This window comes from Roseateles depolymerans, assembly GCF_003387155.1.
Lineage (GTDB): Bacteria > Pseudomonadota > Gammaproteobacteria > Burkholderiales > Burkholderiaceae_C > Roseateles > Roseateles depolymerans.
In genome coordinates this window covers 104,221-130,934 of sequence record NZ_QUMT01000004.1, presented here as the reverse complement: position 1 = coordinate 130,934, position 26,714 = coordinate 104,221, and the positions used below count along the sequence as shown (strand labels likewise).

Annotated in this window: 20 protein-coding genes, 2 pseudogenes and 1 riboswitch; of the genes and pseudogenes, 8 read left to right on the top strand and 14 right to left on the bottom strand. The window is 66.8% G+C overall.

The features are described 5' to 3' along the window. The first annotated feature begins 2 nt into the window (after positions 1-2). A complete protein-coding gene (locus DES44_RS19485; protein ID WP_058936998.1) occupies positions 3-3,167 on the top strand; it encodes an efflux RND transporter permease subunit in 3,165 nt (1,054 codons plus the stop codon). On the opposite strand, the gene DES44_RS19480 is transcribed toward DES44_RS19485, so the two are convergent. Together DES44_RS19480 and DES44_RS19475 are read right to left on the bottom strand one after the other, a co-directional pair. Further along, positions 3,139-3,843 (bottom strand): hypothetical protein, encoded by a 705-nt coding sequence (locus DES44_RS19480; protein WP_116001786.1) that lies wholly within the window; start codon positions 3,841-3,843, stop codon positions 3,139-3,141. The two genes, DES44_RS19485 and DES44_RS19480, sit on opposite strands and share 29 nt — an antisense overlap. Positions 3,844-4,254: 411 nt before the next feature. Next, positions 4,255-5,367 carry an alpha/beta hydrolase gene (locus DES44_RS19475; protein WP_058936996.1) on the bottom strand — a complete coding sequence of 371 codons (1,113 nt, stop codon included), beginning with the start codon at positions 5,365-5,367 and terminating at the stop codon, positions 4,255-4,257. 322 nt (positions 5,368-5,689) lie between these two features. Between DES44_RS19475 and DES44_RS19470 the strand changes: the two genes are divergently transcribed. Next, complete coding sequence (locus DES44_RS19470) at positions 5,690-7,006, top strand: DUF4397 domain-containing protein (protein ID WP_058936995.1); 1,317 nt, start codon at positions 5,690-5,692, stop codon at positions 7,004-7,006. 58 nt (positions 7,007-7,064) lie between these two features. Here the strand turns inward: DES44_RS19470 and DES44_RS19465 are convergent, their stop codons facing one another. From DES44_RS19465 to DES44_RS19455, 3 genes are all read right to left on the bottom strand, one after another. Next, complete coding sequence (locus tag DES44_RS19465) at positions 7,065-8,102, bottom strand: nucleotidyl transferase AbiEii/AbiGii toxin family protein (protein WP_083525949.1); 1,038 nt, start codon at positions 8,100-8,102, stop codon at positions 7,065-7,067. Then, the gene (locus DES44_RS19460; RefSeq protein ID WP_211326943.1) at positions 8,050-8,490 is read right to left on the bottom strand and encodes a DUF6088 family protein; all 441 of its coding nucleotides are present in this window, start codon (positions 8,488-8,490) and stop codon (positions 8,050-8,052) included. The genes DES44_RS19465 and DES44_RS19460 overlap by 53 nt, the downstream gene beginning before the upstream one ends. Positions 8,491-8,697: 207 nt before the next feature. After that, entirely contained in the window at positions 8,698-9,681 is a 984-nt protein-coding gene (locus DES44_RS19455) for a hypothetical protein (RefSeq protein ID WP_198164863.1), read from the bottom strand. A gap of 199 nt (positions 9,682-9,880) precedes the next feature. Here DES44_RS19455 and DES44_RS19450 point away from each other — a divergent pair, with 199 nt between their 5' ends. Then, on the top strand, positions 9,881-11,326 hold the full coding sequence (locus tag DES44_RS19450; RefSeq protein WP_058936992.1) for a sensor histidine kinase: 1,446 nt from the start codon (positions 9,881-9,883) through the stop codon (positions 11,324-11,326). Continuing rightward, a complete protein-coding gene (locus DES44_RS19445; RefSeq protein WP_058936991.1) occupies positions 11,323-11,967 on the top strand; it encodes a response regulator in 645 nt (214 codons plus the stop codon). Before DES44_RS19450 ends, DES44_RS19445 begins: the two co-directional genes overlap by 4 nt. Before the next feature lie 30 nt (positions 11,968-11,997). Here the strand turns inward: DES44_RS19445 and DES44_RS19440 are convergent, their stop codons facing one another. Both DES44_RS19440 and ribA read right to left on the bottom strand, forming a co-directional pair. After that, complete coding sequence (locus tag DES44_RS19440; protein ID WP_147307146.1) at positions 11,998-13,923, bottom strand: TonB-dependent receptor domain-containing protein; 1,926 nt, start codon at positions 13,921-13,923, stop codon at positions 11,998-12,000. A gap of 78 nt (positions 13,924-14,001) precedes the next feature. Next, a riboswitch (cobalamin riboswitch) is annotated at positions 14,002-14,256 on the bottom strand. Between the two features lie 46 nt (positions 14,257-14,302). Beyond that, positions 14,303-14,932, bottom strand: a complete 630-nt coding sequence (gene ribA / locus DES44_RS19435; protein WP_058936989.1) for a GTP cyclohydrolase II — start codon at positions 14,930-14,932, stop codon at positions 14,303-14,305. 244 nt (positions 14,933-15,176) lie between these two features. On the opposite strand from ribA, the gene DES44_RS26030 reads away from it, so the two are divergent. Further along, positions 15,177-16,727: a methyl-accepting chemotaxis protein gene (locus DES44_RS26030; protein WP_269465240.1), complete on the top strand. Its 1,551-nt coding sequence runs from the start codon at positions 15,177-15,179 to the stop codon at positions 16,725-16,727. A 28-nt stretch (positions 16,728-16,755) separates the two neighbouring features. Here DES44_RS26030 and DES44_RS24745 read toward each other — a convergent pair whose 3' ends face one another. From DES44_RS24745 to DES44_RS19410, 6 genes and pseudogenes are all read right to left on the bottom strand, one after another. Continuing rightward, on the bottom strand, positions 16,756-17,010 hold the full coding sequence (locus DES44_RS24745; protein ID WP_147307145.1) for a hypothetical protein: 255 nt from the start codon (positions 17,008-17,010) through the stop codon (positions 16,756-16,758). After that, positions 16,991-17,392: an Imm45 family immunity protein gene (imm45, locus tag DES44_RS19425; protein ID WP_116001784.1), complete on the bottom strand. Its 402-nt coding sequence runs from the start codon at positions 17,390-17,392 to the stop codon at positions 16,991-16,993. The genes DES44_RS24745 and imm45 overlap by 20 nt, the downstream gene beginning before the upstream one ends. A 45-nt stretch (positions 17,393-17,437) precedes the next feature. After that, positions 17,438-17,836: pseudogene (locus tag DES44_RS26085) on the bottom strand (two-partner secretion domain-containing protein); the annotation flags it as partial. Between the two features lie 339 nt (positions 17,837-18,175). Beyond that, positions 18,176-18,292 (bottom strand): annotated as a pseudogene (locus DES44_RS26080) (ESPR domain-containing protein); the annotation flags it as partial. A gap of 352 nt (positions 18,293-18,644) precedes the next feature. Further along, positions 18,645-20,180, bottom strand: coding sequence for a peptide MFS transporter (locus tag DES44_RS19415; protein ID WP_058936986.1), 1,536 nt, complete (start codon positions 20,178-20,180; stop codon positions 18,645-18,647). Between the two features lie 165 nt (positions 20,181-20,345). Further along, on the bottom strand, positions 20,346-22,877 hold the full coding sequence (locus DES44_RS19410; protein WP_058936985.1) for a heavy metal translocating P-type ATPase: 2,532 nt from the start codon (positions 22,875-22,877) through the stop codon (positions 20,346-20,348). Positions 22,878-22,932: 55 nt separating this feature from the next. Between DES44_RS19410 and DES44_RS19405 the strand changes: the two genes are divergently transcribed. The 3 genes from DES44_RS19405 to DES44_RS19395 all read left to right on the top strand — a co-directional run bounded on the left by DES44_RS19405 (position 22,933) and on the right by DES44_RS19395 (position 25,575). Then, positions 22,933-23,403 carry a Cd(II)/Pb(II)-responsive transcriptional regulator gene (locus DES44_RS19405; RefSeq protein WP_058937680.1) on the top strand — a complete coding sequence of 157 codons (471 nt, stop codon included), beginning with the start codon at positions 22,933-22,935 and terminating at the stop codon, positions 23,401-23,403. A gap of 156 nt (positions 23,404-23,559) precedes the next feature. Then, complete coding sequence (locus tag DES44_RS19400) at positions 23,560-24,693, top strand: HD-GYP domain-containing protein (RefSeq protein WP_058936984.1); 1,134 nt, start codon at positions 23,560-23,562, stop codon at positions 24,691-24,693. A gap of 123 nt (positions 24,694-24,816) precedes the next feature. Then, positions 24,817-25,575, top strand: a complete 759-nt coding sequence (locus DES44_RS19395; protein ID WP_058936983.1) for an aldose epimerase family protein — start codon at positions 24,817-24,819, stop codon at positions 25,573-25,575. 69 nt (positions 25,576-25,644) lie between these two features. Here DES44_RS19395 and DES44_RS19390 read toward each other — a convergent pair whose 3' ends face one another. Continuing rightward, positions 25,645-26,430, bottom strand: a complete 786-nt coding sequence (locus DES44_RS19390; protein WP_058936982.1) for an exodeoxyribonuclease III — start codon at positions 26,428-26,430, stop codon at positions 25,645-25,647. Positions 26,431-26,714: the final 284 nt, after the last annotated feature.

Genomic DNA, 26,714 nt, shown 5'->3' with positions numbered 1-26,714 from the left:
TCATGTTTGAACGCATCATCCGCTTTGCCATCGAGCATCGGTGGCTGGTCCTGCTCGCTGTCTTCGGCATGGCCGGGCTGGGCGTCTACAGCTATCAGAAGCTGCCGATCGACGCCGTGCCGGACATCACCAATGTGCAGGTCCAGATCAACACGCAGGCGCCCGGCTATTCGCCGCTGGAGACGGAGCAGCGCATCACCTATCCGATCGAGACGGTGATGGCCGGGCTGCCGGGCCTGCAGCAGACCCGCTCCCTGTCGCGGTATGGCCTGTCGCAGGTGACGGTCATCTTCAAGGACGGCACCGATGTCTACTTCGCCCGCCAACTGGTCAACGAGCGCATCCAGTCCGCGCGGGACCAACTGCCGGACGGCGTGACGCCGGCGGTGGGCCCCATCTCCACAGGCCTGGGCGAAATCTTCCTGTGGACGGTGGAAAGCGAGCCCGACGCCAGAAAACCCAATGGAGACCCGTACACCCCCACGGACCTTCGTGAGATCCAGGACTGGGTCATCAAGCCCCAACTGCGACAGGTGGCCGGGGTGACCGAGATCAACTCCATCGGCGGATTCGCCAAGGAATATCACGTCGCTCCAGACCCGTCCAAGCTGTCGTCCTACGGCCTCACGCTGAGTGACGTGGTCACCGCCCTGGACCGCAACAACGCCAATGTCGGCGCGGGCTACATCGAGCGGCGCGGGGAACAGACGCTGATCCGCGCGCCGGGCCAGGTGCAGTCGATGGCGGACATCGGCAACATCGTCCTGCGCAATGACGGCAGCCTGCCGGTCCGCGTGCGCGATGTGGCCACGGTCGACATCGGCCGGGAGCTGCGCACGGGCGCGGCCACCGACAACGGCCGCGAGGTGGTGCTGGGCACCGTCTTCATGCTGATCGGCGAGAACAGCCGCACGGTGTCGCAGGCGGTAGCCCGCAAGATGGAGGAGATCAACGCCAACCTGCCCAAGGGCGTGCATGCAGTGACCGTCTACGACCGCACGCAGCTCGTCGACAAGGCGATTGCCACCGTCAAGAAGAACTTGGTGGAAGGGGCGGTGCTGGTCATCGCCATCCTGTTCCTGTTCCTGGGCAACCTGCGGGCGGCCCTCCTCACCGCGATGGTGATTCCGCTGTCGATGCTGTTCACCTTCACCGGCATGGTGAACCAGAAGATCAGCGCCAACCTGATGAGCCTGGGCGCACTGGACTTCGGCATCATCATCGACGGGGCCGTGGTGATCGTGGAGAACTGCGTGCGCCGTCTGGCCCATGCGCAGCAGCTCAAGGGCCGGTTGCTGACCCGGGAGGAGCGCTTCCAGGAGGTGTTCCTGGCGTCGCAGGAAGCGCGCCGGCCGCTGCTCTTCGGACAGTTGATCATCATGATCGTCTACCTGCCGATCTTTGCGCTGTCCGGCGTGGAGGGCAAGATGTTCCACCCGATGGCCTTCACCGTGGTGATCGCTTTGGTGGGCGCGATGATCCTGTCCATCACCTTCGTGCCTGCTGCCGTGGCGCTGTTCATCGGCCGCAAGGTCGATGAGAAGGAGAACCGGCTGATGACCTGGGCACGCCGCGCGTACGAGCCCTTGCTGCGCCACGTGATGGGGGCCAAGGCGGTGGTGCTGACCGGTGCCGCCGTCACGGTGGTGCTCAGCGGCCTGCTGGCCTCGCGCATGGGCAGTGAGTTCATCCCCAGCCTGAACGAAGGCGACTTCGCCATCCAGGCGCTGCGCATTCCGGGCACCAGCCTCACGCAGTCGCTGGAGATGCAGAAACAGCTGGAGACGACGCTCAAGCAGAAGTTCCCCGAGATCGAGCGGGTCTTTGCCCGTACCGGCACCGCCGAGATCGCGTCGGACCCGATGCCGCCGAACATCTCCGACGGCTATGTGATGCTCAAGCCGCAGAAGGACTGGCCCGATCCCGCGCGCACCCGCGACGATCTGCTCGCCGCCGTGCAGGCGGAGGTGGCGCGGCTGCCGGGCCAGAACTATGAGTTCTCCCAGCCCATCCAGTTGCGCTTCAACGAGCTGATCTCCGGCGTGCGTTCGGATGTGGCGGTGAAGGTGTTCGGGGACGACATGGCGGTGCTGGGCAGCGCCGCCCAGCGGATCCAGTCCCTGCTGCAGGGGCTGGAGGGCGCTTCGGAAGTCAATGTGGAGCAGACCACCGGCCTGCCGATGCTCAACGTGACCGTGGACCGGGAGCGGACCGCTCGGTATGGGCTGAACGTGCAGGACGTCCAGGACACGCTCGCCACCGCGGTGGGCGGCCGGGAGGCCGGGCTGATGTTCGAAGGCGACCGCCGCTTCGGCATCCTGGTGCGACTGCCGGAGGTGCTGCGGTCGGATGTGGAGGCGATCAAGCGTCTGCCGATTCCGCTACCGTCCCAGGCGGGGAAGGCGGACGGTCCACGTCGCTTCATTCCGCTCAGCGAGGTGGCGGATTTCACGAGCACGCCGGGGCCCAACCAGGTCAGCCGCGAGAACGGCAAGCGTCGCATCGTCATCAGCGCCAATGTGCGCGGCAGGGACCTGGGCGGCTTCGTCGCCGAGGCGCAGCAGGTGATCGGCACGCAGGTCCGTCTGCCGACCGGTTACTGGCTGGCCTGGGGCGGGCAGTATGAGAACCTGCAGTCCGCCACCGAGCGCCTGCAGGTGGTGGTGCCGGTCTCACTGATGCTGGTCTTCGTGCTGCTGTTTGCGATGTTTGGCAATCTCAAGGACGGGCTGATCGTGTTCACCGGCATTCCGTTCGCGCTCACCGGCGGCATCGTGGCGCTGTGGCTGCGGGACATTCCGCTGTCGATTTCCGCGGCGGTGGGGTTCATTGCGCTGTCCGGCGTTGCGGTGCTCAACGGGCTGGTGATGATTGCCTTCATCCGCAACCTGCGCGAGTCCGGCATGGCGCTGGACGCTGCCATCCACGAGGGGGCCTTGACCCGCCTGCGCCCCGTGCTCATGACCGCGCTGGTGGCGTCCCTGGGCTTCGTGCCGATGGCGCTGGCCACCGGCACGGGCGCGGAGGTCCAGCGGCCACTGGCGACCGTGGTCATCGGCGGCATCCTGTCCTCGACCGCGCTCACGCTGCTGGTGCTGCCGGTGCTCTACCGCCTGGCGCATCAACGCAGGCGGGGCATCACGGACGATCCACCGCAAAGGTCTTGAAGACGGTGTCGGGCAGTGCATCGAAGTCGAAGAAATCGACCGACTGCGGGTCCTCGATCAGGATCGACCCGTCCGTCTGCGGGTAGGCGATGACGAAATGGCTGGGGAAGTGCACCACGAACGCGACCTGGTCACTGCCCTGGCTGATGTTCAGGATCCAGTGACGCAGGTGATCCCGGCTCAGGCCCATGCCGGAAAATCCGACGAATCGGCCATAGTGCTGAAGCGTCTTGGCGATGTCTTCCAGGCTGAGCCAGTGATTGGACATGCCGTCGCTCAGGTCCTGTTCTTCCATCTCCCGTGTCATCTGGTCGGCATCGCTCTGGCCCAGCAGCCGGGTGAGCACGCAGTAGCCGCAGTTGTCCTCGAAGGCCGATGGATTGACATCGCCGGTGTCGTCTCCACGGGCCAGCGCGTCCTGGCTGGCCTCGCGGCGGCCTTCGGGGCTGCGGGCCGCAACGATCCGCTGCAGGGCCGGTACATCCTCGGCCGTGAGCTCGAACCAGCGGATGGTGATCGTCTCGCCGTAGGGGATGGGCACGCAGACGATCTCCGGCGTTCCTGGCGTGAGAGTGATGTTGTTGCGGGCCAGGTGGTGGACGATGCCGGCGCAGTAGAACCACGGGAGATCGGAAGGCTGGAGCGGATCGCCGTAGAAGCTGTTGGAGTGGGACATGCGCAGTCGCTGCACGGGCGCACGTTCGGTACCGGCAGTGGACGTCGATGCGGACGCTGGCGCGCCGACGTGTCGGTCCGCCGCTTGCTGCCATCGGCCGATGTGCGCGGACCTCGCGCTGCCATCCACCATGGCCTGAAGCGTCCGCGTCTGGGCAGGACTCTGCACGCGCAGTGGGCCCGTCGCGGGAGGCTCTCCCTGCCGCGAGGACGACGAGGAGGCAGTACCGCCCGACCCCCGCGAGGCGAAGGCGTGAGACGCGGGATGTTGTCGCTGCCGAGGTGGCCGTGAATGCATCAAGGACATGCGGGGTGGGCCCCGGTCAAACGCGCCCGCCATCTTGCTGGGCATCGCTCGCATGGTGCAGGGCGCCGGGCATGGCGACCATCGGACTTTGTCGGATTTCCGGCTTCAAAAATGCGGAGAGCTCGCCCCTGCACGTACGGCACTCTTCTCGCCGGCCTCCATCACCTCCGCCATCACCTGCGTCTGCAGGTCGAAGTAGGGGTTGAAGGTCAGCCGCGCATGCACCTTGCCGGCCTCGGTGTAACCCCAGTCGGAGTACCAGACCTGTGCCCCCTGCTCGCAGGCCCGGATGGCGTCGCCGTCCCGGCTGTTGCGGCACAGCTTGAGCGAGCCCTGCGGCCCGTACAACGGGTTGTCCGGGGCGAACAGCACGCCCATGTGGGAGAACTGGCTGATGCGCCACTCCGGCAGTGTGTCGGTCCGGCTGAGCACCCGCGGGTCGCCGTCCGCGGGCGGCTGCTGCTTGCCGTACCAGATCAGCCGACTGGCGGGATGGGTGAAGCGTGCATGGAAGGTGCGGGCGGCATAGGCCACATCCACCACCGAGTCGCCAGCGGCCAGCACCATCAGGACGGGACGGTCGAACGGGGCGCTGGCCAGATGGTCCTGGGCCACACGGCTGCTGCGGTAGAACTGGGCAAAGCCGTTGGTCGGCACCATGGAATAGCGCACGGGGATGGTTTCGCTCTGCAGCGAGGTCTCGATCAGCCAGGGCCGCACATACCGCAGGGCCGGCGCCAGCCAGTCCAGCGACACCGACGACCGGAAGGCCGGTGAGAACAGCAGCAGGCCCGCCACCTCGGGATGTCGGTAGGCATGATCCAGCACCAGGTTCGCGCCGGTGGAAAAGCCGCCGAGGTAGATATGGCCCGCATCCCGCTGCAGCAACGCCGCCTGCGACTCCACGACGTCGCGCCATTGCTCCATGCGCACGTCCAGCATGTCGGCCGGCTGCGTGCCGTGGCCGGGCAGCAGGACGGTGCGGGCCAGGAAGCCCTGGCGAGCCAGCGCCTGTCCGATGTCCCGGAAGGACCACGGCGAGTCGCCCAGTCCGTGGACCAACAGCACCCCGCCGCGCACCGGCCCGATGGGGCGCCACTCCTGCGGCGCGTTCAGGGCCGCTTCCGCGCCGGCACGCTCCCCGCGATAGGCGCGGCCTTCGGTCAGCGTCTTCAGCGCCTGCTGCTGGTAGTCCTGGAAGCTGGCGTTCGCGGGCACGGGGGCTGGCGGTGGCGGGACATGGGTGGCGCAGCTCACAACGCCCAGCGCCAGGGCCAGCAGGAACAGGCACCGCCCGGCGGCCCTGCGCTTTCGCCCACCGGGCAGGGGGGCTCGCCCGGGAGCGAGGGCATCTTCAAGGGTCGGCAAGGGTCGGTGCATGGCCCCATGTTAGGAGACCTGGAAAGACCGGGTGGTGTGTGCTGGCGTCGGCGCACAACATGTCGGAATGGACACGTCCCGGACACGCCCGCCATGCAGCGCACGAAAGCGGGAAACACCGCGCCTCTCCAATCCATGAGTCATTTCATGGAGTTGGAACATGCGATTCAAGCGTTTGGCAAAGGGTGTGGCAAAGGGTTCGGCATTGGGCCTGAGCCTGGTGGCCACCCTGGCCCTGGTGGCCGGCTGTGGCGGCGGTAGTGACGACAAGGCGCAGGTGCGCCTGCTCAATGCGAGCATCGGTGTGGCGTCGCTGGATCTGGCCGTGGGGGACGACGAGAAGGTGGTCACCAGCGGTGTGGCGTATGCCGCCGTGGGGGATTATGAAGGTGTCGCCACAGACGACTCCCTGCTGGAAGTGCAGAACGCCACCAGCGGCGCGACCCTGGTCTCCACCACGCCGACCCTGAGCACCAGCAACAAGTACACGCTGATTGCCTACGGCGTCAGCGGCTCGGTCAAGAGCACGCTGATCACCGAAACCGAAGACACCCCGGACAGCGGCAAGAGCAAGCTGCAAATCCTGAACCTGGCGCCGGACGCCGGTGCCCTGGACATCTACGAAACCGCCACCTCCGACACCGACCTCAGCGGTGCGGCCACCCTGGCCAGCAGCGTGGCCAGTGGATCCGGTTCGGGGTATTTGTCGATCAAGTCGGGCACCTTCCGACTGGTGGTCACCGCCGCCAGCGAAACTTCGGATGTGCGTCTGGAGATCCCGTCCATCACGCTGCCGGACAAGGGCGTGTCGACCCTCATCCTGACCGGCTCCAATGGCGGCCTGCTGGTCAACGGCATGCAGCTGGTGCAGAAGGGGACGCTGACCAACCTGCCCAACACCTATTCGCGAGTGCGCGTCATCTCGGGCCTGACCAGCGGGACGGTGACGGCCTCGCTGGGCGGCACGCAGCTGCTGTCCACCAGCACGTCACCGGCCATCGGTGGCTACGTGAAGGTGACCGCCGGCACGCCGAGCCTGAGCCTTGCCGTCAACGGCAATGCGGTGTCGGCCGATGCCGGCACCCTGGTCGCCGGGTATGACTACACCATGGTGGTCTACGGGGATGCGGCCGCTCCCACGGTGAAGCTGATCACCGACGACAACAAGCTGCCGACCAGCTCCACCTACGCCAAGATCCGCCTGTTCAACGGCCTGAGCAACAACAGCACGGAGATGTCGCTGTTCCTGGATTACTCGACGAAGGCATCCGGCGTGCTCCCGGGGACGGCCTCCACGCCGGTCCAGTTGACGGCCACGACCGATTCGCTGCTGACAGTGAATTCGACGGCGTCGTCCACGCCGCTGTTCACCCAGGCCGACACCGACATCCTGGCGCAGGGCGTCTACACGGTGTTCCTGTTGGGGGATGGCACCAGCGCGTCCACCGTGGGGGCGTCGTTGGTCAAGGAGCGCTGAGCGCGGCGCTGGCGACGAGCAGCCCCTTCGGGGGCGTGGATTCAAGAGGCGGGCCGGTTCAGAGTTGCTCAACAAGCATGCTGGCCGCCCGCTCGAACGACTCAAAGGCGGTCGAGTAGTCCACCTCGTGGCCTTCGTGAATCAAGGGAACCACCTTCTCCCCGTAGTTGGTGCGGAGTTGGTCGCTGCGCCTCGCCTTTTCCAGCACGTCGGTCAGCGCCATTCGAGGGTCTGCTTCGAATCGAGGGTCACGCCCGGAGAATTCTGCGGCGTCTCCTTCAACCAGAGCTTTGAACACCGTGCACGAAAGCGCCAGCTGCTCCGGTTGTAGCGTCAGGATTCGATGGACGTCATACACATGCCTCACCAGGGAGGGGTCCAATGCGTCTTCCTGGAAGCCGGACCACTTCCAGTGGCATCGTCGGAGAAGCGAGAGCACCTTCTCCGCCAAGGTTTCCGCCACATGAATGCATGGGATCGTCACTTCCTTCGTTGAGGGAGCGCTGGCCAGGGTTTCGTACAAGTAGCCAAAGCTCAAAGGCGTCACTTCAAGTCGTGGGTGTCGATGAATGACTTCGAGTTTCAACTCGGGGCGAAGGACTCCCACCACCGATCCTTCATTGTGATACTTCGCATTGATCGCGTAGTAGCGGTGGTTGTCGCGAATGTGCGGATTGGGCCGTTGTGGCGTACCCGGAAGCAATTCGAATCCCAAGTCATGCAGCAAGCTCTCGATAGCGGAGTGAAGGGCCCTGAGGCGAGCCCGCGGCCCTACGTTCTGCTTCAATTCCGAGCGGGGCTCGGACAGGATGACCTTGAGATCGATGTCCTCCGACATGCGCGAGATCATGCGGTGCGCTTTCGAGAGACAGGTCCCACCGGCGAAGACCAGCTGAATTCCGTCATCCACGCGAACGGTCTCGTCCTTCGACAGGCCCTTGAAATGACCATGCGAGACCGACAAATGGCTCAATGCCTCCAGCAGGTCGGTGACGTGGATGTCCTTCTCTGCAACCTGCACAGGCAATCCGCCCAGCAGACCTTCAGCGGAGAGATCTTCCAGCGCTCGTCGCTGCTCGGGTGTAATCGTTTTCATAGACAAGACGGCGTCCACCGACTGCAATCTTGCGCTGAATCCGCCGTTTGCCGGTGTTGACCACCAACTTGCCAGGAATCTGGGTAGTGCCGCCGTCGTTATAGGCTGCGGCGGCACTGCTCGCCGATACGGTGACGCCCAGCCGCTGGAGGGCTTCCTGGGACAGCGATTCCAGTGACCCAGCAGGGACGACTGCGCCCGTGATGGAACTGACCCGTGTCTTGGCGTAAATGCCGGTGCCAATGCGCACCAGCAAGCCGCGTCTTTGAAGCGCCCGGAGTGCTTCGGAAAGCTGCGATGCGCTTCCCAGCGATGCAAGGTCTGACCTGAGGATGACGTTGCCTGCCCGCATCTTGACGGACCTGATCAGTCGTTCTTCAAGCTTCATGGCGGATGCCCTATCGATGGCGCAAAATCTGTCGGTGGAGGTAGTGTAGAACATCTGTCATTTGTAGATAAAAACATCAATATCGACAATGACTTAGTTCTACTGAACTTGCCGGATTAGCCCCATTTTCCAGCCATGGCTTGCCCCGAAGTTTGGGGGCGGTCTTTGGGTGGTGTTGCACCAAAAGCCCGCCCCCGCATGGCCTGCTTACAGCCGCGGTGCCAGACGGTCCGCCGGTGCCACCGGGAACGGTGCACCCAGCACGGTGGATTGGCCCTTCACCTGGTTCTGCGCCTGACACTTGTGAGTGCAAATGGTGGCGGGCGGCGCGACCTCGGTCGCGTCCTCGCCAAACACCATGCCCATGCGGCCGCCGCTGGACACGTCCCAGCGGGACGTCAGGCCGCAGTGCGACACCGTCGCCAGCGAGCCGTCCCGCTTGACGATGCGATTCACGCAGTTGGCGTCGGACAGGCGGGTGGCCACCTGCGGGCTGTCACGGCCGACAAAGCGGGCCGAATAGTCGTTGCCGAAATTCACGCGCGGCGTCACCACCACGGTCGTGTCCTTGTAAGGCACGGCATCGCCTTCCCGGTCCCGGAACTTGCGGTTGTCGAAGTAGAAGGCGTTGAGGCTGGGGTTGCTCGGATGCGTCGCCAGCGTGTGGGTGAACACGGTGGAGGTGCCGTCGGCGCGGGCCACTTCCATCTGGAACACGCCGCCGTTGGCGCAGTCCTTGGCCTGCAGCTTCATCGTCACCTGGGCGCCCTCGCGCATCAGCTCGATGCTGGTGTCCTTCAGGTCCACATCCACGCCGCTGGTGAGGGTGGCGCCGCGGTGGTCCGGCATCTTGGCGGCAAAGACCGGGGTGGGCACGCCGCCGGTCATGTCCAGCGCATTGGCCGCACCGGTGAGTACATAGTTGCGGATGCCAAAGCTGGCGGCATCGACTTCGAACTGCACGTATTTGCCTTGCACCAGGAAGCTGCTGCCGACCTGCGCGGCCGGCACGGTGGTGCTGACGGACCCGCTCAGGCCCAGCACCCGGAAGCCGCCGCCTTCGCAGCCCTTGGAGGAGGCCGCCTGCGCCGCGCCGACGGACAGCACAAGCGCCATGCCCAGCAGCAGCGCGCGGGGGGCCTGGACCGCGCAGTGGCGCGCGGCGGTGAACAATGATGAACGATTCAGCATGGGATGCTCCATGGCGGCCAGGAGAAGGGCCGCCTGCCTGTGAATGAAAGGACGGTGAATAAGAGAAGAGCCTGCATCCTAGGAACCGCGACGCCGCACCGGCAGGGGCACAGGTCGGGACTTGAGGCGGCCGATGGTCGCGATCGGTCGGGACTTTGGTCCATGGCGACGGGGCATACCGACTGTTACAGTGACCGGCATGAATCCGGCGCGTTGGCGGCTGTCGCTGTCCCAGCAGTTTCTTCTGCTCAGTTTTCCGATCCTGCTGGCCACCACCGTGCTGCTGGGCGGGTGGGTCGGTCGCCAGGTGCATGACAGCGTGGTGCACCGCATCGGCGCGGACACGGCCTTGTATGTGGACGGCTTCATTGCGCCGCAACTGCAGCAGGTCGATGAGCGCGGCGATCTGACCGAGGCCGAGGCCCGTGCGCTCTTCGAGATGATCACCGACGCCGAATGGGCTCGTCGCATCGTGGCGCTGCGCATCTGGCGGCCGGACGGCACGGTGCTGTTCTCCAGCGACGGGCAGGGCGTGGGCCAGAAACTGGACATCGACGAAGGGCTGGAGGCGGCAGTGGCCGGCAGCATCTTCTCGGAGGTGAGTGTGCGGCGCGGCCAGGCGCAGACCGATCACGGCCAGCCGCTGGAGCGCATGATCGAGACTTACACGCCGATCCACACCTCCGACCGTGGGCGCATCGGCGCCATTGCCGAGTTCTATCAGTTGCCCGACGAGGTCGATCGCGAAGCCGGTGCCGCGCAGCGACGCAGCTGGGGGGTGGTGGCGGGCGCCATGCTGGCCACCTACCTGCTGCTGTTTGTGCTGGTGCGGCGCGGCAGCGGGCTGATTGCCGCGCAGCGCGGTGCACTCAGTGCGCAGGTGCGCCGGCTGACCGAACTGAACCGCCAGAACCGCGAGCTGCATGAGCGGGTGCGCTCAGCCGCCCAGGAAGCGGTGGTGGTGAACGAGGCCCTGCTGCAGCGGATCTCGGCCAGCGTGCATGACGGGCCCTGCCAGGATCTGGGTTTTGCGCTGATGCAGTTGCGCAATCTGCAGGACCGCCTGATGGAAGCACCGGCTGCCGCCAGCGCCGTGCCCCAGCCGGGCGCGCAGGACGTGGCCCGCATCAGCCAGGCCGTGGAGGCCGCCATGGCCGATCTGCGCGCCATCGCCGCCAATCTGGAACTGCCGGACATCGAGCCCTTGGCGCTCGATGAAGTGGCCGAGCGGGTGGTGCGCGACTTCGTCGGCAAGACCCGCCAGGAGGTGCAGCTGAGTTGCGCGGTGGCGCCCGACCTGCGGGTGCCGGGACGCATCAAGACCACGGTCTACCGTCTGCTGCAGGAATCGCTGGCCAATGTCTGGCGACATGCGCGGGGCAGCCGCTGTCAGGTGATGGTGGGGGCCGATGCGCGCAGCGTGGTGATCGAGGTGAACGATCGCGGGCCGGGGTTCGACCTCCAGGTCGCGCTGGCCAGCGGGCGCCTGGGCCTGAGCGGCATGCGGCAGCGGGTGGAGTCGCTGGGCGGGCGTTTTGATCTGCGCAGCACCCAGGGGCAGGGCACCGCGATGCGGGTGTCGCTGCCGTTGACGGAGCCGGAGGCGGACTCTGCCAGCAAGGTGGGACTGGAGTCGGGACGATGAATGAAGTGATCGAGGTGCTGGTGGTCGATGACCATCCGATGTTCCGCCAGGGCGTGGTGCATTCGCTGGGCCAGGAGCCGGGTTTTCGCGTGGTCGGGGAGACCGCCAGCGGCGAGGAAGCGCTGATGCTGGCCCAGGCCCTGCTGCCGACCGTCGTGCTGCTGGACATCAGCATGCCGGGCTGGAATGGCATCGTGACGGCCGAGCGCATCGCCATGGCCTGCCCGGCCACGGTGATCGTGATGCTGACCTCGTCCGAGGACAAGGACAAGCTGCTGGCCGCCCTCAAGGCCGGTGCCCGCGGCTATGTGCTCAAGGGGGTGTCCGCCCGCGAGCTGGCGCAGGTACTGCGGGCGGCGGTGGACGGGGAGGTCTATGTCTCGCCGTCCATCGCGGCCGAGATGCTGGTGTCACTCACCCAGCGCAAGGCGCCGGACCCGCTGCAGGAGCTCACCGACCGCGAGCGCACCATCCTCTCGCTGATCGGGCTGGGCCGCACCAACCGGGAGATCGGGGACGAGCTGCATTTGGCCGAGAAGACCATCAAGCATTACGTCACCAACATCCTGCAGAAGCTGCAGGTGCGCAGCCGGGTCGAGGCGGCGCTGCTGGCCAGTCGCGGCCCCTCGTCGGGATCCTGAGCCGGACCCTGACCCGGCCCGGCCCAGACCTCAGAAGCCCTTCATGTCGTAGCGAAGGCCCACCCAGATCTGGCGGCCCAGGCCCTGGTAGTCCCGCACCGGCTGCACATCACGGTCGGTGGCGTTGAGCAGACGTGTCTCCAGGCGCCACTGCGGCAGGAAGCGCCAGGTGGCACGGAGGTCCAGCAGGGCATAGTCGCCCAGCGGCTGCACCAGGTCGGGACGCGCGCCCACATCGGTCAGCGTGGCGCCGATGCTCCACACGCCCGGGTTGTAGTCCACCGAGACGCTTTCCTGATGCGCGGCGCGACGCGGCAGGCGGGCGCCGGTGAGCTGGTCGCGGGCATCGAGGAAGTCGACCGTGGCCTGCAGGCTCAGATCGCCGATGCGATGCGCACCCAGCAAGCTCACGCCCTTGATCAGCGCGCGGGACACATTGCTCGCGCAGCCGAAGAAGTAACCCGGCGGGCAAGAGGTGCCGGAGGCGTTCGGGTCGTTGCCGATCAGGTTGCGTACCTTGTTGCGGTAGACCGTCGCCGAGGCGCTGCTCACGCCGGAGGTCCAGTTCACACCCAGTTCGATGCTGCGGCCCTGTTCCGGCCGCAGCGTGGCCACGCCGTAATCCGGGTAGTAGAGGTCGTTGAAAGTGGGGGCGCGGAAGCTGGTGCCGGCCAGCGCGCGCAGCCTGAGGGTGGAGGTCAGCGCGTAGCTGGCGCCCAGACCACCGGTGGTGTGTGTGCCGTAAGCGGAATTGTGGTCGCTGCGCAGGCTGGCTTCCAGCGACGCCGGACCGAAGGCCCCGGTGTAGCCGGCGAAGTAACCGTTGTTGGTGCGCTTGGGAGCGTCTGCATAGACGTCGCCTTCCACCGTCTCGGCCACGCGTTCATACCCCAGCACCACCTGCTGGCCTTCGCTCAGTCGCAGCGCGTTCTGCCAGGTCAACTGGTTGCGGTCGGTCTCGAAGCGGGCCAGCTCGGTGGCGCCGCTGCGCAGGTCGTCGGTGTTGCGGGCCAGTTGCACGGTCGTGGTCCACAACGGGCTGATGACGCCGCGGTAGTCGGCCGCGACCTGGCGGGTGACCAGATGGTTGCGGAAGTCCGGCGTGCTGTCCGGCAGGAAGTCCGGCGCGGCGTACTGCGCGCCGTCGTACTGGGCGTTCAGACGGCTCTGGGTGGCGCTCACGCCGATGCGGTGGCCCGCGGCCGGGGTAAAGCCCAGGCGGGCGCTGGCCACGGTGCGTCGGAAGCCGTCGTCGTCCGGGTTGTAGGTGCCGTTCGCGTCACCGGGGCGTACCGCCGAGACGCCGCGGGAGCGGTCATGGCTGAGGCTGGCGGCATAGTCGAAGCCGCCCTGGGCGCCGGTGACGGCCAGGTCGGCCTCGCTCGAGCGGTAGTCACCCACGGCCACATGGCCCGTCAGGTTCAGCGGCCCCTGTCCCTTGCGGGTGAAGATCTGGATGACACCGCCGACGGCATCCGCCCCGTACAGGCCGGAGGCCGGACCGCGCAGCACCTCGATGTGGTCGATCTCGCTCAGGCTCATCGATTCGAAGGCGGCCTGGCCCAGGGTGGCCGAGCCGACGCGCACGCCGTCGATCATCACCACCGTGCTGCTGGTGCCCGTGCCCCGCAGCTGATAACCGGTGGTCTGGCCGGGACCGCCGTTGCGGGTGATCTGCAGGCCGGCCTGGCGACGCAGCGCCTCCTCGACCGAATCAAAGCCGCCATCGCGCAGGGTCTGCGCATCGATCAGCACGACGTCGGCCACGCTGTCCTTCAGCGGCTGGGCTTCACGGGTGCCCACCACGACAACGGGGGCCAGCGCATTGGCCGCGGAGGCTCCGGCCGTCTGGGCCAGGGCCTGGAAAGCGACCGGCACGGCCAGTGGCAAGGCGGCCGAGACCAGCAGGGACGAGGCAAGGGCACGCGGCAGCGCGCGCAGGGTGGGATGAGTCATGCAGCGAAGGAGTACAGCAAGGCGCACGGTGGCCGCTTCCCCGCGGCCGAATGCGAACATGGCCCTGCGCCTGGGATGCGTCAGGGCCTCCTGTTGGCCGGTATCCGGGCTGGCGGACCTGACGCCGTCGCGGCCTTCCCAGAGCAGGGCTCCAGTGGCCATGGATGACGGCGGCGCAACAACCAGGGTGGCCCGGGTTGCGCGGTCTGCTTACCGTTGCGGGGGCAGCTCAGGTTGGGGCCGACGCGCAGGCGTCCCGGGGCCCTTCCTGATTCCCGTTGAACTGCGCCGACCGGACGGCCGGACGCGAGCACCAACGGCCGCGATCATATCGACCCAGGACGCTGCCGGATGTGGCGCGGGCGCCACCGGGGGGCCCTCACTCCAGGTAGTGACCCATGCGCTTGCGCTTGGTCTCGAGATACCGCTCGTTGTGCGGATTGGCGGCGATGCGGATGGGCACCAGCGCTTCCACCTCGATGCCGCCCTTGACCAGCGCATCCACCTTCTGCGGATTGTTGGTGATCAGCCGGACGCTGCTGATGCCCAGCATGCAGAGGATGTCGATGGCGTCGGCATAGTCGCGGGCGTCCTCGGCATGACCCAGTTGCAGGTTGGCGTCGATGGTGTCCACGCCGGCTTCCTGCAGCGCATAGGCGCGCAGCTTCTCCACCAGGCCGATGCCGCGACCTTCATGGCCGCGCATGTAGATGATCACGCCGCCTTCTTCCTTGGAGATCAGGTCCAGGGCCGCATGCAGCTGCGGGCCGCAGTCGCAGCGCAGGGACTGGAACACGTCGCCGGTGAGGCATTCGCTGTGCAGGCGCAGCAGGCCGCCGCGGGCCTTGAGCGGCCCCACCGACAGCACCAGGTGCTCCGACCCGGTGGACGGGCTCCGGAAGGCCCGGGCCTGGAAGTCACCCATGGGGGACGGTAGCTGCACCACTTCCCACTCCTGCGCGCCCTGGGCGCCCAAGGGGATCTTTTCACAGTGATTCACTACAGCCATGGTTCTAACCTGTTCACAGAGGTCGCGGTCGTGGCAGGACCCACCTGCTTTGACCAACGCTCCAGCCCTTCAATGCCGGAAAACCTGTCAATTTAACTCTTCTCAGCGTACATCTGCCGTCAAGGGGTCTGCGCGACGGCGTTTGCCCTGCGCTGGTGCATTGTCGCGGCTCTTGCCGGGTGGGTTGTGGATGCCAATCGCACGCCGCTGTGGTAGGTTTTGCCCACAACTCGGGAGGGTCAAGATGCGAATGCTGTCGGACTTGCGGGTGGGTGTGCGGCTGGGGCTGGGATTTGCGCTCCTGCTGCTGCTGATGCTGGCCATGGGGGTGTTCTCCGTGAGCCGGGTGGGGACGGTGCAGGACAAGGTCGAGGACCTGGCCACCAACTGGCTGCCCAGCACCCAGCAGCTGGGCGACATCAATGAGTCGCTCAACCAGATGCGACGGGCCGAGCTGCAGATGCTGCTGGGCGGCGATGCCAAGGCGCTGAAGGACGAATCCGCCCGCCTGGACACGCAATGGGCCCGTCTGCCGGACCTGCTCAAGCGCTACGACGCCAACGTCAGCAGCCCGGAGGAACGGCGCTTGTTCGACACCTTGCAGCAGCAGATCCAGCGCTACCGGGAGGTGCAGAAACGGCTGGTGGCGCTGATGGCCGCCGGCGAGCGGGATCAGGCCATGACGCTGCAACGCAGTGAATCCCGGGCCGCGTTCCGGCCGACGACCGAGACCTTGAACCAGTTGGTGAAGGTCAACGGCTTGGGCGCGCAGGAAGCGCACGAAAACGCCAAGGCCAGCTATCGATCGGTGTTGTGGGCCATCTGGATCATGGTGGCGGTGGCGGTCGGTCTGGGCGCCGTGATCGGCTGGCTGTTGACGCGATCCCTGACGCATCCGCTGCGCGAGGCCTCGCATACGGCCGACCGTATCGCCGACGGGGACCTGACCGGCGTGGCGGTCAGCACGCGCAGCGATGAGCTGGGGGATCTGTTGCGGTCGCTGGGCCGGATGCGGGAAGCGCTGCATCTGTCGGTGTCGGCGGTGCGGGACAGCGCCGACCAGATCGCCGAGGCCAGCCGCGAAGTAGCAGTGGGCAGCACCGATCTGTCGGCCCGCACCGAGCAGACGGCGTCGAACCTGGAGCAGACCTCCGCCGCGATGCATCAGCTGACGGACGCGGCGCGGCAGAGTGTGTCCTCGGCGCAGCAGGCCAGCTCGCTGGCGACGGAGGCGGCCAGCGTCGCCCAGCAGGGCGGGCAGATGGTGGGGCAGGTGGTGCAGACGATGGATGGCATCCAGCAGTCGTCGCGGCGCATCGCCGACATCATTGGGGTGATCGACGGCATTGCCTTCCAGACCAACATCCTGGCGCTCAATGCCGCGGTGGAAGCGGCTCGCGCCGGTGAGCAAGGCCGGGGCTTTGCGGTGGTGGCGGCAGAGGTGCGGACGCTGGCGCAGCGCAGTGCGCAGGCCGCGCGGGAGATCAAGGCGCTGATCACCACGTCGGTGGAGCAGGTGGAAAGCGGCAGCCGCATCGTCGGCAGCACCGGTGCCACGATGGCGCAACTGGTTCAGGCGGTGGACCGAGTGTCCAGCCTGATCGGGGAGATTGCCGGCACGGTGGGCAACCAGACGCAGAGCCTGACGGAGGTGAATGCCGCGGTGACGCAGTTGGACGGCATGACGCAGCAGAACGCGGCGCTGGTGGAAGAGTCGGCGGCCGCGGCGGAGTCGCTCAAGGACCAGGCCGCGCGGCTGGCGCAGGTGGTGGGGAGGTTTCGGCTGACTGCTTGAGGACTGGACCGCTACGAAGGGATCTTCGTCAGGGGTTCTTGCCGGCTGTCGTTTGTTTCGCGAGGAAGTCCGAGACGGATGGAGCTTGCACCTTCACTGGGACCTGCGGCACGGCCGCGTCATGCGATGCGATGTCCGGACGTTCGACCGTGTCTGCCTCGGGCCGCCCGTGAATGAGCGCATGGACGGCCTTCGCCGATGAGGCCTTGAACTGGCTGTGTTGCACTTCGACTTTGAGTCGGCCGAACCCTGCGCGCTTTAATTCAGAGCGAAAAGTCATCATTTTCAGTTTCCGGTATTTCCCAAACTGTCCCATCCGGCAACGAATTTATCGACTCCACGATAGACACCCATGCCTGATCCGGAGTTCCATCCGAATAAAAATATTCATTCCAATTCTTAACCAGCCATGACTTGCTAATTGCCTGCGCACCTTTCGCCAATGAAACGCCTGGCAGTATCGTGTTTATCTTTCCCGCCTTTGGGCCCGACATCACAATCAAACCGAGACCACAACCCTCTTCATATGAAATAGCATCGAATACCAAAAAATCCACAACCGAATCGTAGTACCAATTTCCGCTGTGCCGCATGGTCGGGACGCGAATAACGGTTCCGGCAAAAAGGTTTTCTGACTCATAATCCAACAGTTTAGTCCAGTTCATTATTTCACCTTTAATTTATGTCCGTGCGGAACCTTGCTGAGGTCAAGGCGTCCCCGTCGTCAGCGTCGCGCTGCTTGCATTGATGAACCCACCGCCGTCCACCTGGATGCCACTCGGGTTCGCAATGACCACCTCTGCACGGCGCCCCGCCACCTCCACGTAGCCATGGGGCTGGCTGGGCGCGCTGCTGTTGACCTCGTTGAGGATGACCTGCGCCTCGCCTCTGCCCAGCCAAGGATTGCCCTGCACCCAGCCTCCCAACTGAGTGCTCGTGTCCGTCCGTGAGTTGTTGAGAATGACGCCTGTCGCGCCGACATCGAACTGGCTGTAGGTGTTGCGGGACACACCCGCTACGCTGGGGGTCTGGATGTTCACCAGCGTCGTGCCATTCGGTGCGGTCAACACCGTGGGCCGCTGAGATCCGGGGGCAGAGGGATCCGCAATCACCCGAGAGTCCGCGGACGCTGCCACGTTCCCCGCCGCGTTACGCGCCCCGTCCCGCACTGCGCCCAACCGTGCCTGCAGTTGCTTCATGGCCTGCTCGACCCGGGCTCGCGCTTGCGACGCTTCATCGCCCCGAGCTCCCCCGCGCCCGCTGCCAGGCGACTGGGTCGCCATCGACGGCTCCGCGCGCGCCGCCAACGGTTCGGCCACGAAGAGCGCCATTCCCAGCGCCCCACCGACCGCCAGGGCGGTCACCGAAAGCCTCAGCCCTGGACCAGGCGGCCCACCGCCACCAACAGCCGCCTCACAACGAGCGCCCTGCGGCGCCACGCGTGCCACGGCCGCCACCGCCCCGCTCTCCCCGGGCGCCTTCCCTCGAGACCGCACCGTCTCCGCCGCCGCCATGAACTGGCCGCGCCGCTTGTTGAAAACAATCCGGAAATGAAGTCGGTTCATGGCTCGCGTGCTGGTGGGTTGATCCCACGGCCCGCCAGCCATTGCGCCAGCGGGCCACTTGGCCGCGAACTCTAGGGAGCGGTGCTGGGCTCAGAAATGGCCTATGCATGCCATTCCGCGCCGGCATTCCCAGGCGACAACGCCCCTTGGGGGGATTGCCACGCTTGACCCTGACCGATCGGGATAGGAGTCAGCCATACAGGCTGCGACCCTCCCACACCATCCGATATGCGCGTCCGCACCGCGCGGTTCGAGAGCTTGAGGCGCAAACAAAAGAAAAACCCGGCCATCGGCCGGGTTCTTGAGCCTCCGCGCCGGCAGATGCCGCACGCGAAGGGAGGGGACGGAGGGCTCAGCGCACGCCGTGCATCAGCTTCTTCATCCAGGGGTTCAGCAGCATCAGCAGCACGCCAGCACCGATCGGGATGGCGGTGAAGATCAGGAAGAAGACCGACATCGAGTAGGTCTCGGAGATCTTGTCGATGTAGCCGCCGGTGAAGCCGGCCAGGAAGTTGGCGATGGCCGCATTCACGAACCAGACCCCGAACATCAGGCCCAGCAGACGGGCCGGCGCCAGCTTCGAGATGTAGGACAGACCCACCGGCGACAGGCACAGCTCACCCATCGTGTGCAGCAGGTAGGCCAGCGTCAGGTAGACCATGCTGATCTGCGCCGTCTTCGCGCCTTGGGGGATGCCCGACGCGCCATACGACAGCGCCGCAAAGCCCAGCCCCAGCAGCACCAGGCCCAGACCGAACTTCACCGGACCGCTCGGGTTCCAGTAACGGGCCCACAGCTTGGAGAACATCGGCGCCAGGATCACCAGGAAGAAGGAGTTCAGCACCCCGAACCAGGTGGCGGGAATCTCGGACTGGTCGAAGCCGAACTCACGGCCCAGCATCCACAGCGCCAGCGCCCAGATCAGACCCAGCGCCAGCACCAGCAGCAGGTTGGAGCTCAGGTAGCGCTTGCCCGTGCCACGCATCAGCTGGATCAGCAGCGCACTCAGGATGGCCACCGGGATCAGCGTCATCAGCGAGTTGGCGATCTTGAAGATCGTGCCGCTGGTGCCCACCAGGGTGCGGTCGGTGTAGTCGGCCGCGAAGATGGTCATCGAACCGCCGGCCTGCTCGAAAGCGAACCAGAAGAAGATGGTGAAGAACGAGAACACGCATATGGCGATCAGGCGGTCACGCACGACGTTCGACGGCGTGTCGTCGGCTTCCTGCACGGCCTGGGCCGGCTTCTTGTCGGGTGCAGCGCCGATGTCGCCGAAGATGCCCTGGCCCAGGTAGAACTGCAGCGCGCCCAGGATCATGAACACCGCGGCCAGGCCGAAACCAAAGTGCCAGGAGATCTTCTCGCCGATGTAGCCGCACAGCGAAATGCCGAAGAAGGCGCCCGCATTCACGCCCATGTAGAACAGGGTGTAGCCGCCGTCCCGTGCGCCTTCGTTGTCCTTGCCATACAGCTGGCCGACGATGGCCGAGATGTTGGGCTTGAACAGGCCGGTGCCGATGATCACCAGGCCCAGGCCCAGGAAGAAGCTCACGCGGGTGTCGAAGAACAGCGCAATGTGGCCAGCGGCGATGATGAAACCGCCCAGCACCACGGCCCGGCGGGTGCCCAGCAGGCGGTCCGCCAGATAGCCGCCCAGGATGGGGGTCAGGTAGACCAGCATCGTGTACCAGCCGTAGAGGCTGGTGGCCGATTCGCGGGTCCAGCCCCAGCCGCCCTTGGAGGCCTCGGAGATGAGGTACAGGACCAGCAGGGCACGCATGCCGTAATAGGAGAACCGTTCCCACATTTCTGTGAAGAACAAGACGAACAGGCTATCCGGCTGGCCGAGGATGGTATGCGGCACTCCGGGGGTTTGAATTTTGTTCAAACGTCGCTCCGTGAAGGATCAGAAGAACGGTGCCGCTGGGACCCGGAAGGTCACCAGCGGCAGGCCCGCTATTCTCCGCGAAAGGCCGTTCGTCACCGCCCCGTCCGTATTAGGAGTGGCCCTAGGTGAGAAAGGTCAGGGTCGCCCGGTTGGGGAAGCCGCGATTCAGGATGGGCGCTGATCGCGCAACAGGCGCAGGCCGTTGAGCACCACCAGCAGGCTGGCGCCGGCATCGGCCAGCACGGCCAGCCACAAGGAGCCCAGTCCGGCCAGCGTGAGTCCGGCCACCACGACCTTCAGGCCCAGGGCCAGCACGATGTTCTGGGTCAGCACCCGGGCTGTGCGGTGCGAGAGGTCGATCAGCACCGGCAACTGGGTCAGGTCGTCGCCCATCAGCGCCACGTCGGCCGTCTCCAGGGCCGTGGCGCTGCCGGCCGCGCCCATGGCGATGGCGACGTCGGCGCGGGCCATGGCCGGCGCATCGTTGACGCCGTCCCCCACCATGCCCACCGGCCCCCGGGCCGCCAGCGCGGCGACGGCATCGAGTTTGTCCTGCGGCAGCAGCGGGGCCTGGACGGCCTGCGTCGGCAGGCCCAGGCGGGTCGCCATGGCCTCGGCGCTGGCCCGGTGGTCGCCGCTGAGCATCACCAGGTCCAGCCCCTGCGCGCGCAGTCGCGCCAGGGTCGGTGCGGCGGCCGGGCGCGGGGTGTCGGCCAGGGCCAGCAGGGCGATCACACGGCCGCCGCGCAGCAGCCAGGCCAGTGTGTGACCCTGGGCCTGCAGCGCCTCGGCGGCGCGCTGTGCCGGCTCCTCCACCGTCGCATGCTGGCGGGCCAGGCGCTCATTGCCCAGCGCATAAGCCTGCCCTTCCATCTCACCGGTGATCCCCAGGCCGGGCTGGTTCTGGAGGTGGTCCACCGGCGCCAACGGCCGGCGCAGCCGCTCGGCCTGCGCCGCCACGATGGCCTGGGCCAGCGGGTGGGCGCTGCCGGCATCCAGCCGCGCGGCCAGGTGCAGGGCATCGTCCTCGCTCAGGGCGGCATCGAAGCTGTGGACCGCCACCAGGGCGGGGCGTCCTTCCGTCAGGGTGCCGGTTTTGTCCAAGGCCAGGGTGCGCAGCTGCCGCATCTTCTCCAGATACAGCCCGCCTTTAATCAGGATGCCGCGCCGGGCAGCCGCGGCTAAGCCGCTGACGATGGTCACCGGCGTCGAGATCACCAGCGCGCACGGACAGGCGATCACCAGCAGCACCAGGCCCTTGTAGAGCCAGGCATGCCAGTCGCCAAAGCCCAGCAGCGGCGGCAGCACTGCCAGGGCCAGCGCCGCCAGCACGACCACCGGGGTGTACACACGGGCGAAGCGGTCGATGAAGGCCTGGCTGGGCGCGCGCTGGGACTGGGCCTGCTGGACCGCCTGGGCCATGCGGTCCAGCAAGGTCTGCCCCTTGATCGAGGTGACCTGCATGAGCAGCAAGCCGTCTCCGTTGACGCTGCCGGCCAGCAGGCGGTCCCCGGGCGCCTTGTCCACCGGCATGGCTTCGCCGGTGAGGGCGGCTTCATTGAGGCTGGAGCGGCCTTGCAGCACCTGCCCGTCCAGCGGCACGCGCTCGCCGGGCGGCACGCGCAGGATGCTGCCAGCGCGGACCTGCTCCACCGGGATGCGGGTGAACGGGTCGCCGCCGGCCGTGCCGCTGTTCATGCCGGCGTGGGGGCCCTCGCTCTTTCCATCGGTCGTTGTGTCAGTCTTGACCCAGGCCGTTTCCGGCGCCAGCTGGGACAGGGCGCGGATGGCATCGCGGGCCCGGGCCAGGCTCAGGCTCTCGATCATCTCCGAGAGGCCAAACAGCCAGACCACCATCGCGGCCTCCGGCCACTGGCCCAGCACCACGGCCCCGATGACGGCCAGGCTCATCAGCAGGTGGATGTTGAGGGTAAAGCTGCGCAGGGCGATCCAGCCCTTGCGCAAGGTGGGCAGTCCCCCCAGCAGCATGGCAGCGACCGACAGGGCGATCACCGGGAGTCCGGCCTCATGCCAGCCGGCAAATGCGAGGACCTCGGCCGTGATGGCCGCGACGCCGGCCACCGCCATGCGCCAGCGCAGGGAACGGCTGACCGCCGGCATCGGCGCCGGGGGCGGGCTGGTGTCGGCCAGCGGCTCGGCGGTCATGCCGGTGTCGGCAATCGCGGCGCGCAGCGGGGCGTCGTCCGGCAGGCGGTGATGGACGTCCATCACGCGGTTGATCAGGTCGAACTGCAAGGCCACCACGCCGGACTCCTGGGTCAGGCGGCGACGCAGCAGGGCTTCCTCGGTCGGGCAGTCCATGCCGCCGATGTAGTAGCGGTTGCGGGTGGTGCCGGCCAGTTCGGCGTCGGTGAAGGCGGGCGCCTTCGGGGATGCGGTCAGGTCGCCCGGGCTGCAGCAGGCGGACTCGCTCGCGTGAGTGTGAGCATGGGCGTGAGCATGACCGTGCTCGTGCTTGTGGTCATGACCGTCAATGTGGCCATGACGATGACTATGCGAATGCCCATGCCCATGCCCATGCTCGTGCCCGTGCTCGTGCTCGTGCTCGTGCTCGTGACCGTGGCCGTGGCCGTGGCCGTGGCCGTGGCCGTGGTGGCGGTCCGACTGGTCGCTCTGTTGCGGCGTGGGTGGGCTGGGGCGGCCGCTCAGGGCCTGATCGTGGTCATGGGATGCCATGGGGGTATTTCACACGCTGGAGCCACTCCAGGGTCAAGCGGCTATGCTGGACGTCATGAGAATCGGAGCACTCAGCCAGGCCACCGGGGTCGATGTGGACACCATCCGCTTCTATGAAAAGAGCGGACTGCTCCCACCCCCGGCCCGCAGCGACAACGGCTACCGCGCCTACACGCAGGACCATCTGGAGCGTCTGGCCTTCATCCGGCACTGCCGGGCGCTGGACATGTCGCTGGCCGATGTGTCGGTGCTGCTGGGCAGCCTGAACACCCGCGATCCGGCCGAACTGGCCCAGGTGGACCGTCTGGTGGCCTCCCAACTGGGCAAGGTGCGTGCGCGGCTCAAGAGCATGCAGGCCCTGGAAGCCCAACTGGTGGCCCTGCAGAACCGCTGCGATGCAGACCACCACACCCATCCCTGCCGCGTGCTGGAGGAACTGGTGGCGGCCGCCCATGGCGAGGCGTGCGCCTGCCATACTGAGGTCCGGGAGGTCCGGGATCTTCGGGAGCCCCGCGACTCTGCGTGAGGCCCAGGGACCCACACGATCCGTGACGTCCTGCTCGCGCAGGCCCACTGCGCGCTTTGCGAACGCCAGAGCTACGGATGGGGGAGGATTCTGCCGATGTAGAGTCCTGAGCCGCACTGCCGCTGCAGGCCCGGCGACCCCTCATCAGCGCCTCTCATGCGTTTCTGCTCCCTGTCTTCCGTCAAAAATCGCATCGTTCTGGGCCACCCGCTGCCGTTCAGCGTGCGGGACTCCGAACGCATGCTGCTGCTGGCGCGCGGACAGATCATCGCGGACGCCGAGCAGCTCAATGCGCTGTTCCTGCGCGGCGCGCTGGTGGACATCACCGAGCTGACCGAGGCGGTCAAGCCCACTCGTCAGGAGAGCCAGGCCGACCGCCTGGCCCGGCTGCCCGCCGAATGGGACCGCGGCATGCAGGACGTCCGCAAGGCGCTGTCCGCGCCGCCGGAGCGGCTGGTGGAGGCGCTGGACGGCGCCACCGAGCTGATGCTGTCGCTGATCCACTGCTCGCCGGAAATGGCCCTGGCCCACATCGTGCGGCAGCCCGGCAACGGCAACGGCCATTACGGCATCAACCACTCGATGCATGCCGCGACCGCCTGCCATGCAGCTGCGCGTTACCTGGGCTGGTCGGAGGACGACCAGCGGCGCGCCTTCCAGGCCGCGCTCACCATGAACCTGGGCATGCTGGACCTGCAGGCCCGGCTCTCCAGCCAGGTCTCCCCGCTGACGCCGATGCAGCGGGAAGTGATCAACGAACACCCGATCCGCAGCGTCGAGATGCTGGAAGCGGCCGGCGTGATGGATGCCGACTGGCTCGACGCCGTGCTGCATCACCATGAAGTGCCGGATGGGTCGGGTTATCCCCACGGGCTGACCGATGTGGGGGAGCTGGCCACCATGCTGCGCTATGCCGACATCTACACCGCCCGCCTGAGCAGCCGGGCCAGCCGCCCCGCGATGAGCGCACAGCAGGCCGGCCGGGAACTGCATCAGATGGGGGCGCAGAGCCCGCTGGCGGCGGCGCTCATCAAGGCCTTTGGCATCTTCCCGCCGGGCAGCCTGGTGCGGCTGGCCAGCGGCGAAGTGGGCCTGGTGATCCGCAACGGCGACAAGGCCCATCGCCCGATGGTCTCGGCCCTGACCAATGCCGCGGGGGAACCCCGGCAGATGCCGGTGATGCGGGACAGCAGCCGGGATGAGCATGCGGTGGTGGCGCTATTGCCCAGCCATGCGGCCCCGATCCGGTTGTCCGATGAACGAGTGGCCGCGCTGATCACCGGCGTTTGAGCAACACCTTCGGCGGCCGATGTCCCTTTTCTGACGGGTTTCGTGCGCGGACACCCGTTCCCGTCAAAGGACGATTTAATAAAAGCGCAAATACTTCCAGCCCTTGAACGGGAGGGCAGGCAAGTGGATCGCGACATTGAATTGCAGGTGGAAGGCTGGCGTGCCCTGGTGGCGCCGGAGGCAGGCGGTCGGCTGCGGTCGCTCACCTCCCTGGACCACGGACGCCGCTTCAACTGGCTCAAGCAGGTGGAGCGCCATGCGGATGTGCTGGTGGGCGGGGCCGGGCTGTGGCTGGAGGCCCCGGGCGATGCCGCTTCCGCAGACGCCGCCGGCGCCTCCTTGGAGGATCGCCCCGACGACTTCCGCCTGTCAGCGCTGGATGCGCCCTGGCAACTGACCGAACTCTCGCCGCGCTGCGTGACCTTGATGCAGGGCTACCGGGACCCGTCCGGGCCGCAGAGGGGATACCAGGCGCATCAGGTGTTCCGCCTCGGCCCGGGCCGGCTGGAAATCGCGGTGGCGCTGCGCAACCTGGGACGCCACCCGCTGGATCTGCGCATGGGCCTGCGCCTGCAGGTGCCGGATGGTTTCAGCAGCCATGTCACCCTGGACCCATCCATGGTCGGCATGCCCCGGCCCGCACGCGGCACCGGCATCCAGCTGGACGACTGGCGGGGGTTGGCGACGCTCGCCATGGCGGATGGTCACCAGATTCGCCTGCGGCTGGCCGGCGCCCTCCCGTCGCTGACCCTGCGGCGCCATCCGGAGCGTCCGTGGATGACCTTGACGGCACTCACCGCCTCCGGGGCCGAGCGGGCCCTGGCGCCGGGGGAGGAGTGGGCCGTGTCGCTGGGCATGGAGCTGTTGGCCGGGGAGGACTGATCGCCTCGGAGCGACAGGGCCTCAGCACCTCAAGGCATCACAGCGTCATATCACCAGATCGTCAGAGCCTCAGATCGTCAGGTCGTAGTCAATCGTCAGCGGCGCATGGTCGCTGAATCGCTGCTCCAGATAGATCGACTCGCGCCGCGCCAGGTGCGCCAGGCCCGGCGTGGCCAGGTGATAGTCCAGGCGCCAGCCCACGTTCTTGGCCCAGGCCTGGCCGCGGTTGCTCCACCAGGTGTATTGGTCCGGCTTGTCGTTGAGCAGACGGAACACGTCCACCAGACCGGTTTCCACTTCCAGCAGCCGGGTCATCCAGGCGCGCTCTTCCGGCAGGAAGCCGCTGTTCTTCTGGTTGCTCTTCCAGTTGCGCAGGTCGATTTCCTTGTGGGCGATGTTGACGTCCGCCACCAGGATGAACTCCCGCTCGGCGCGCAGGGCCATCAGGTAGGGATACATCGCTTCAAGAAAGCGGAACTTCGCGGCCTGGCGGTCCTCGCCGCTGGAGCCGCTGGGGAAATAGCAGCTGATCAGGCTGAGCTTGCGGCCGGGTTTGTCGAAGCGCTTTTCGATCCAGCGGCCTTCGTTGTCGAATTCTTCGCTGCCAAAGCCGACGATCACGTCGCTGGGCGTTTCCCGCGTGTACAGGCCCACCCCCGAATAGCCCTTCTTCTGCGCATAGTGGAAGTGGCCGGTGAGCTGGTCGTAGCTGCCGAACTGGGACTCCACCACGTCGGCCTGGGCCTTGAGCTCCTGCACCCCCACCACGTCCGCCTGCTGCGGAGGGAGCCAGTCGAACAGGCCCTTGTTGGCGGCGGACCGGATGCCGTTGAGGTTCAGGGTGATGAAACGCATGCTTGCTGGAGGAAGTCGGGTCAGGGCGCCGCCAGTGCGGGCGGTGCCGGGCCGGCAGTATCGCAAAGCGGGTCGCCGCCGGGTGTCAGCAGGCCCTGACGGCTGTGCGGCCCCTCGGCCGGAAGAGGCGGTGAGATGAGCGGGGCGCTTGTCGCCAGAACGCCCCGCTTGGGGATCCGACACGCTCCGAACTGGGGATCGCGGGGCGTGGGGCGTCCAGAGTGCAGTGTTTCGACAACAGTCCATGCACCCGGCTGGTGCTTGAGGTGTCGGTTTGATGACGA

Coding starts and splice junctions, on each gene's coding strand:
- DES44_RS19440 (WP_147307146.1), bottom strand. CDS start 13,923: ATGACTCATCCCACCCTGCGCGCGCTGCCGCGTGCCCTTGCCTCGTCC.
- DES44_RS19405 (WP_058937680.1), top strand. CDS start 22,933: ATGAGAATCGGAGCACTCAGCCAGGCCACCGGGGTCGATGTGGACACC.
- DES44_RS19480 (WP_116001786.1), bottom strand. CDS start 3,843: ATGTCCCACTCCAACAGCTTCTACGGCGATCCGCTCCAGCCTTCCGAT.
- DES44_RS24745 (WP_147307145.1), bottom strand. CDS start 17,010: ATGATGACTTTTCGCTCTGAATTAAAGCGCGCAGGGTTCGGCCGACTC.
- imm45 (WP_116001784.1), bottom strand. CDS start 17,392: ATGAACTGGACTAAACTGTTGGATTATGAGTCAGAAAACCTTTTTGCC.
- DES44_RS26030 (WP_269465240.1), top strand. CDS start 15,177: ATGCGAATGCTGTCGGACTTGCGGGTGGGTGTGCGGCTGGGGCTGGGA.
- DES44_RS19470 (WP_058936995.1), top strand. CDS start 5,690: ATGCGATTCAAGCGTTTGGCAAAGGGTGTGGCAAAGGGTTCGGCATTG.
- ribA (WP_058936989.1), bottom strand. CDS start 14,932: ATGGCTGTAGTGAATCACTGTGAAAAGATCCCCTTGGGCGCCCAGGGC.
- DES44_RS19450 (WP_058936992.1), top strand. CDS start 9,881: ATGAATCCGGCGCGTTGGCGGCTGTCGCTGTCCCAGCAGTTTCTTCTG.
- DES44_RS19445 (WP_058936991.1), top strand. CDS start 11,323: ATGAATGAAGTGATCGAGGTGCTGGTGGTCGATGACCATCCGATGTTC.
- DES44_RS19410 (WP_058936985.1), bottom strand. CDS start 22,877: ATGGCATCCCATGACCACGATCAGGCCCTGAGCGGCCGCCCCAGCCCA.
- DES44_RS19485 (WP_058936998.1), top strand. CDS start 3: ATGTTTGAACGCATCATCCGCTTTGCCATCGAGCATCGGTGGCTGGTC.
- DES44_RS19460 (WP_211326943.1), bottom strand. CDS start 8,490: ATGAAGCTTGAAGAACGACTGATCAGGTCCGTCAAGATGCGGGCAGGC.
- DES44_RS19465 (WP_083525949.1), bottom strand. CDS start 8,102: ATGAAAACGATTACACCCGAGCAGCGACGAGCGCTGGAAGATCTCTCC.
- DES44_RS19455 (WP_198164863.1), bottom strand. CDS start 9,681: ATGCTGAATCGTTCATCATTGTTCACCGCCGCGCGCCACTGCGCGGTC.
- DES44_RS19390 (WP_058936982.1), bottom strand. CDS start 26,430: ATGCGTTTCATCACCCTGAACCTCAACGGCATCCGGTCCGCCGCCAAC.
- DES44_RS19400 (WP_058936984.1), top strand. CDS start 23,560: ATGCGTTTCTGCTCCCTGTCTTCCGTCAAAAATCGCATCGTTCTGGGC.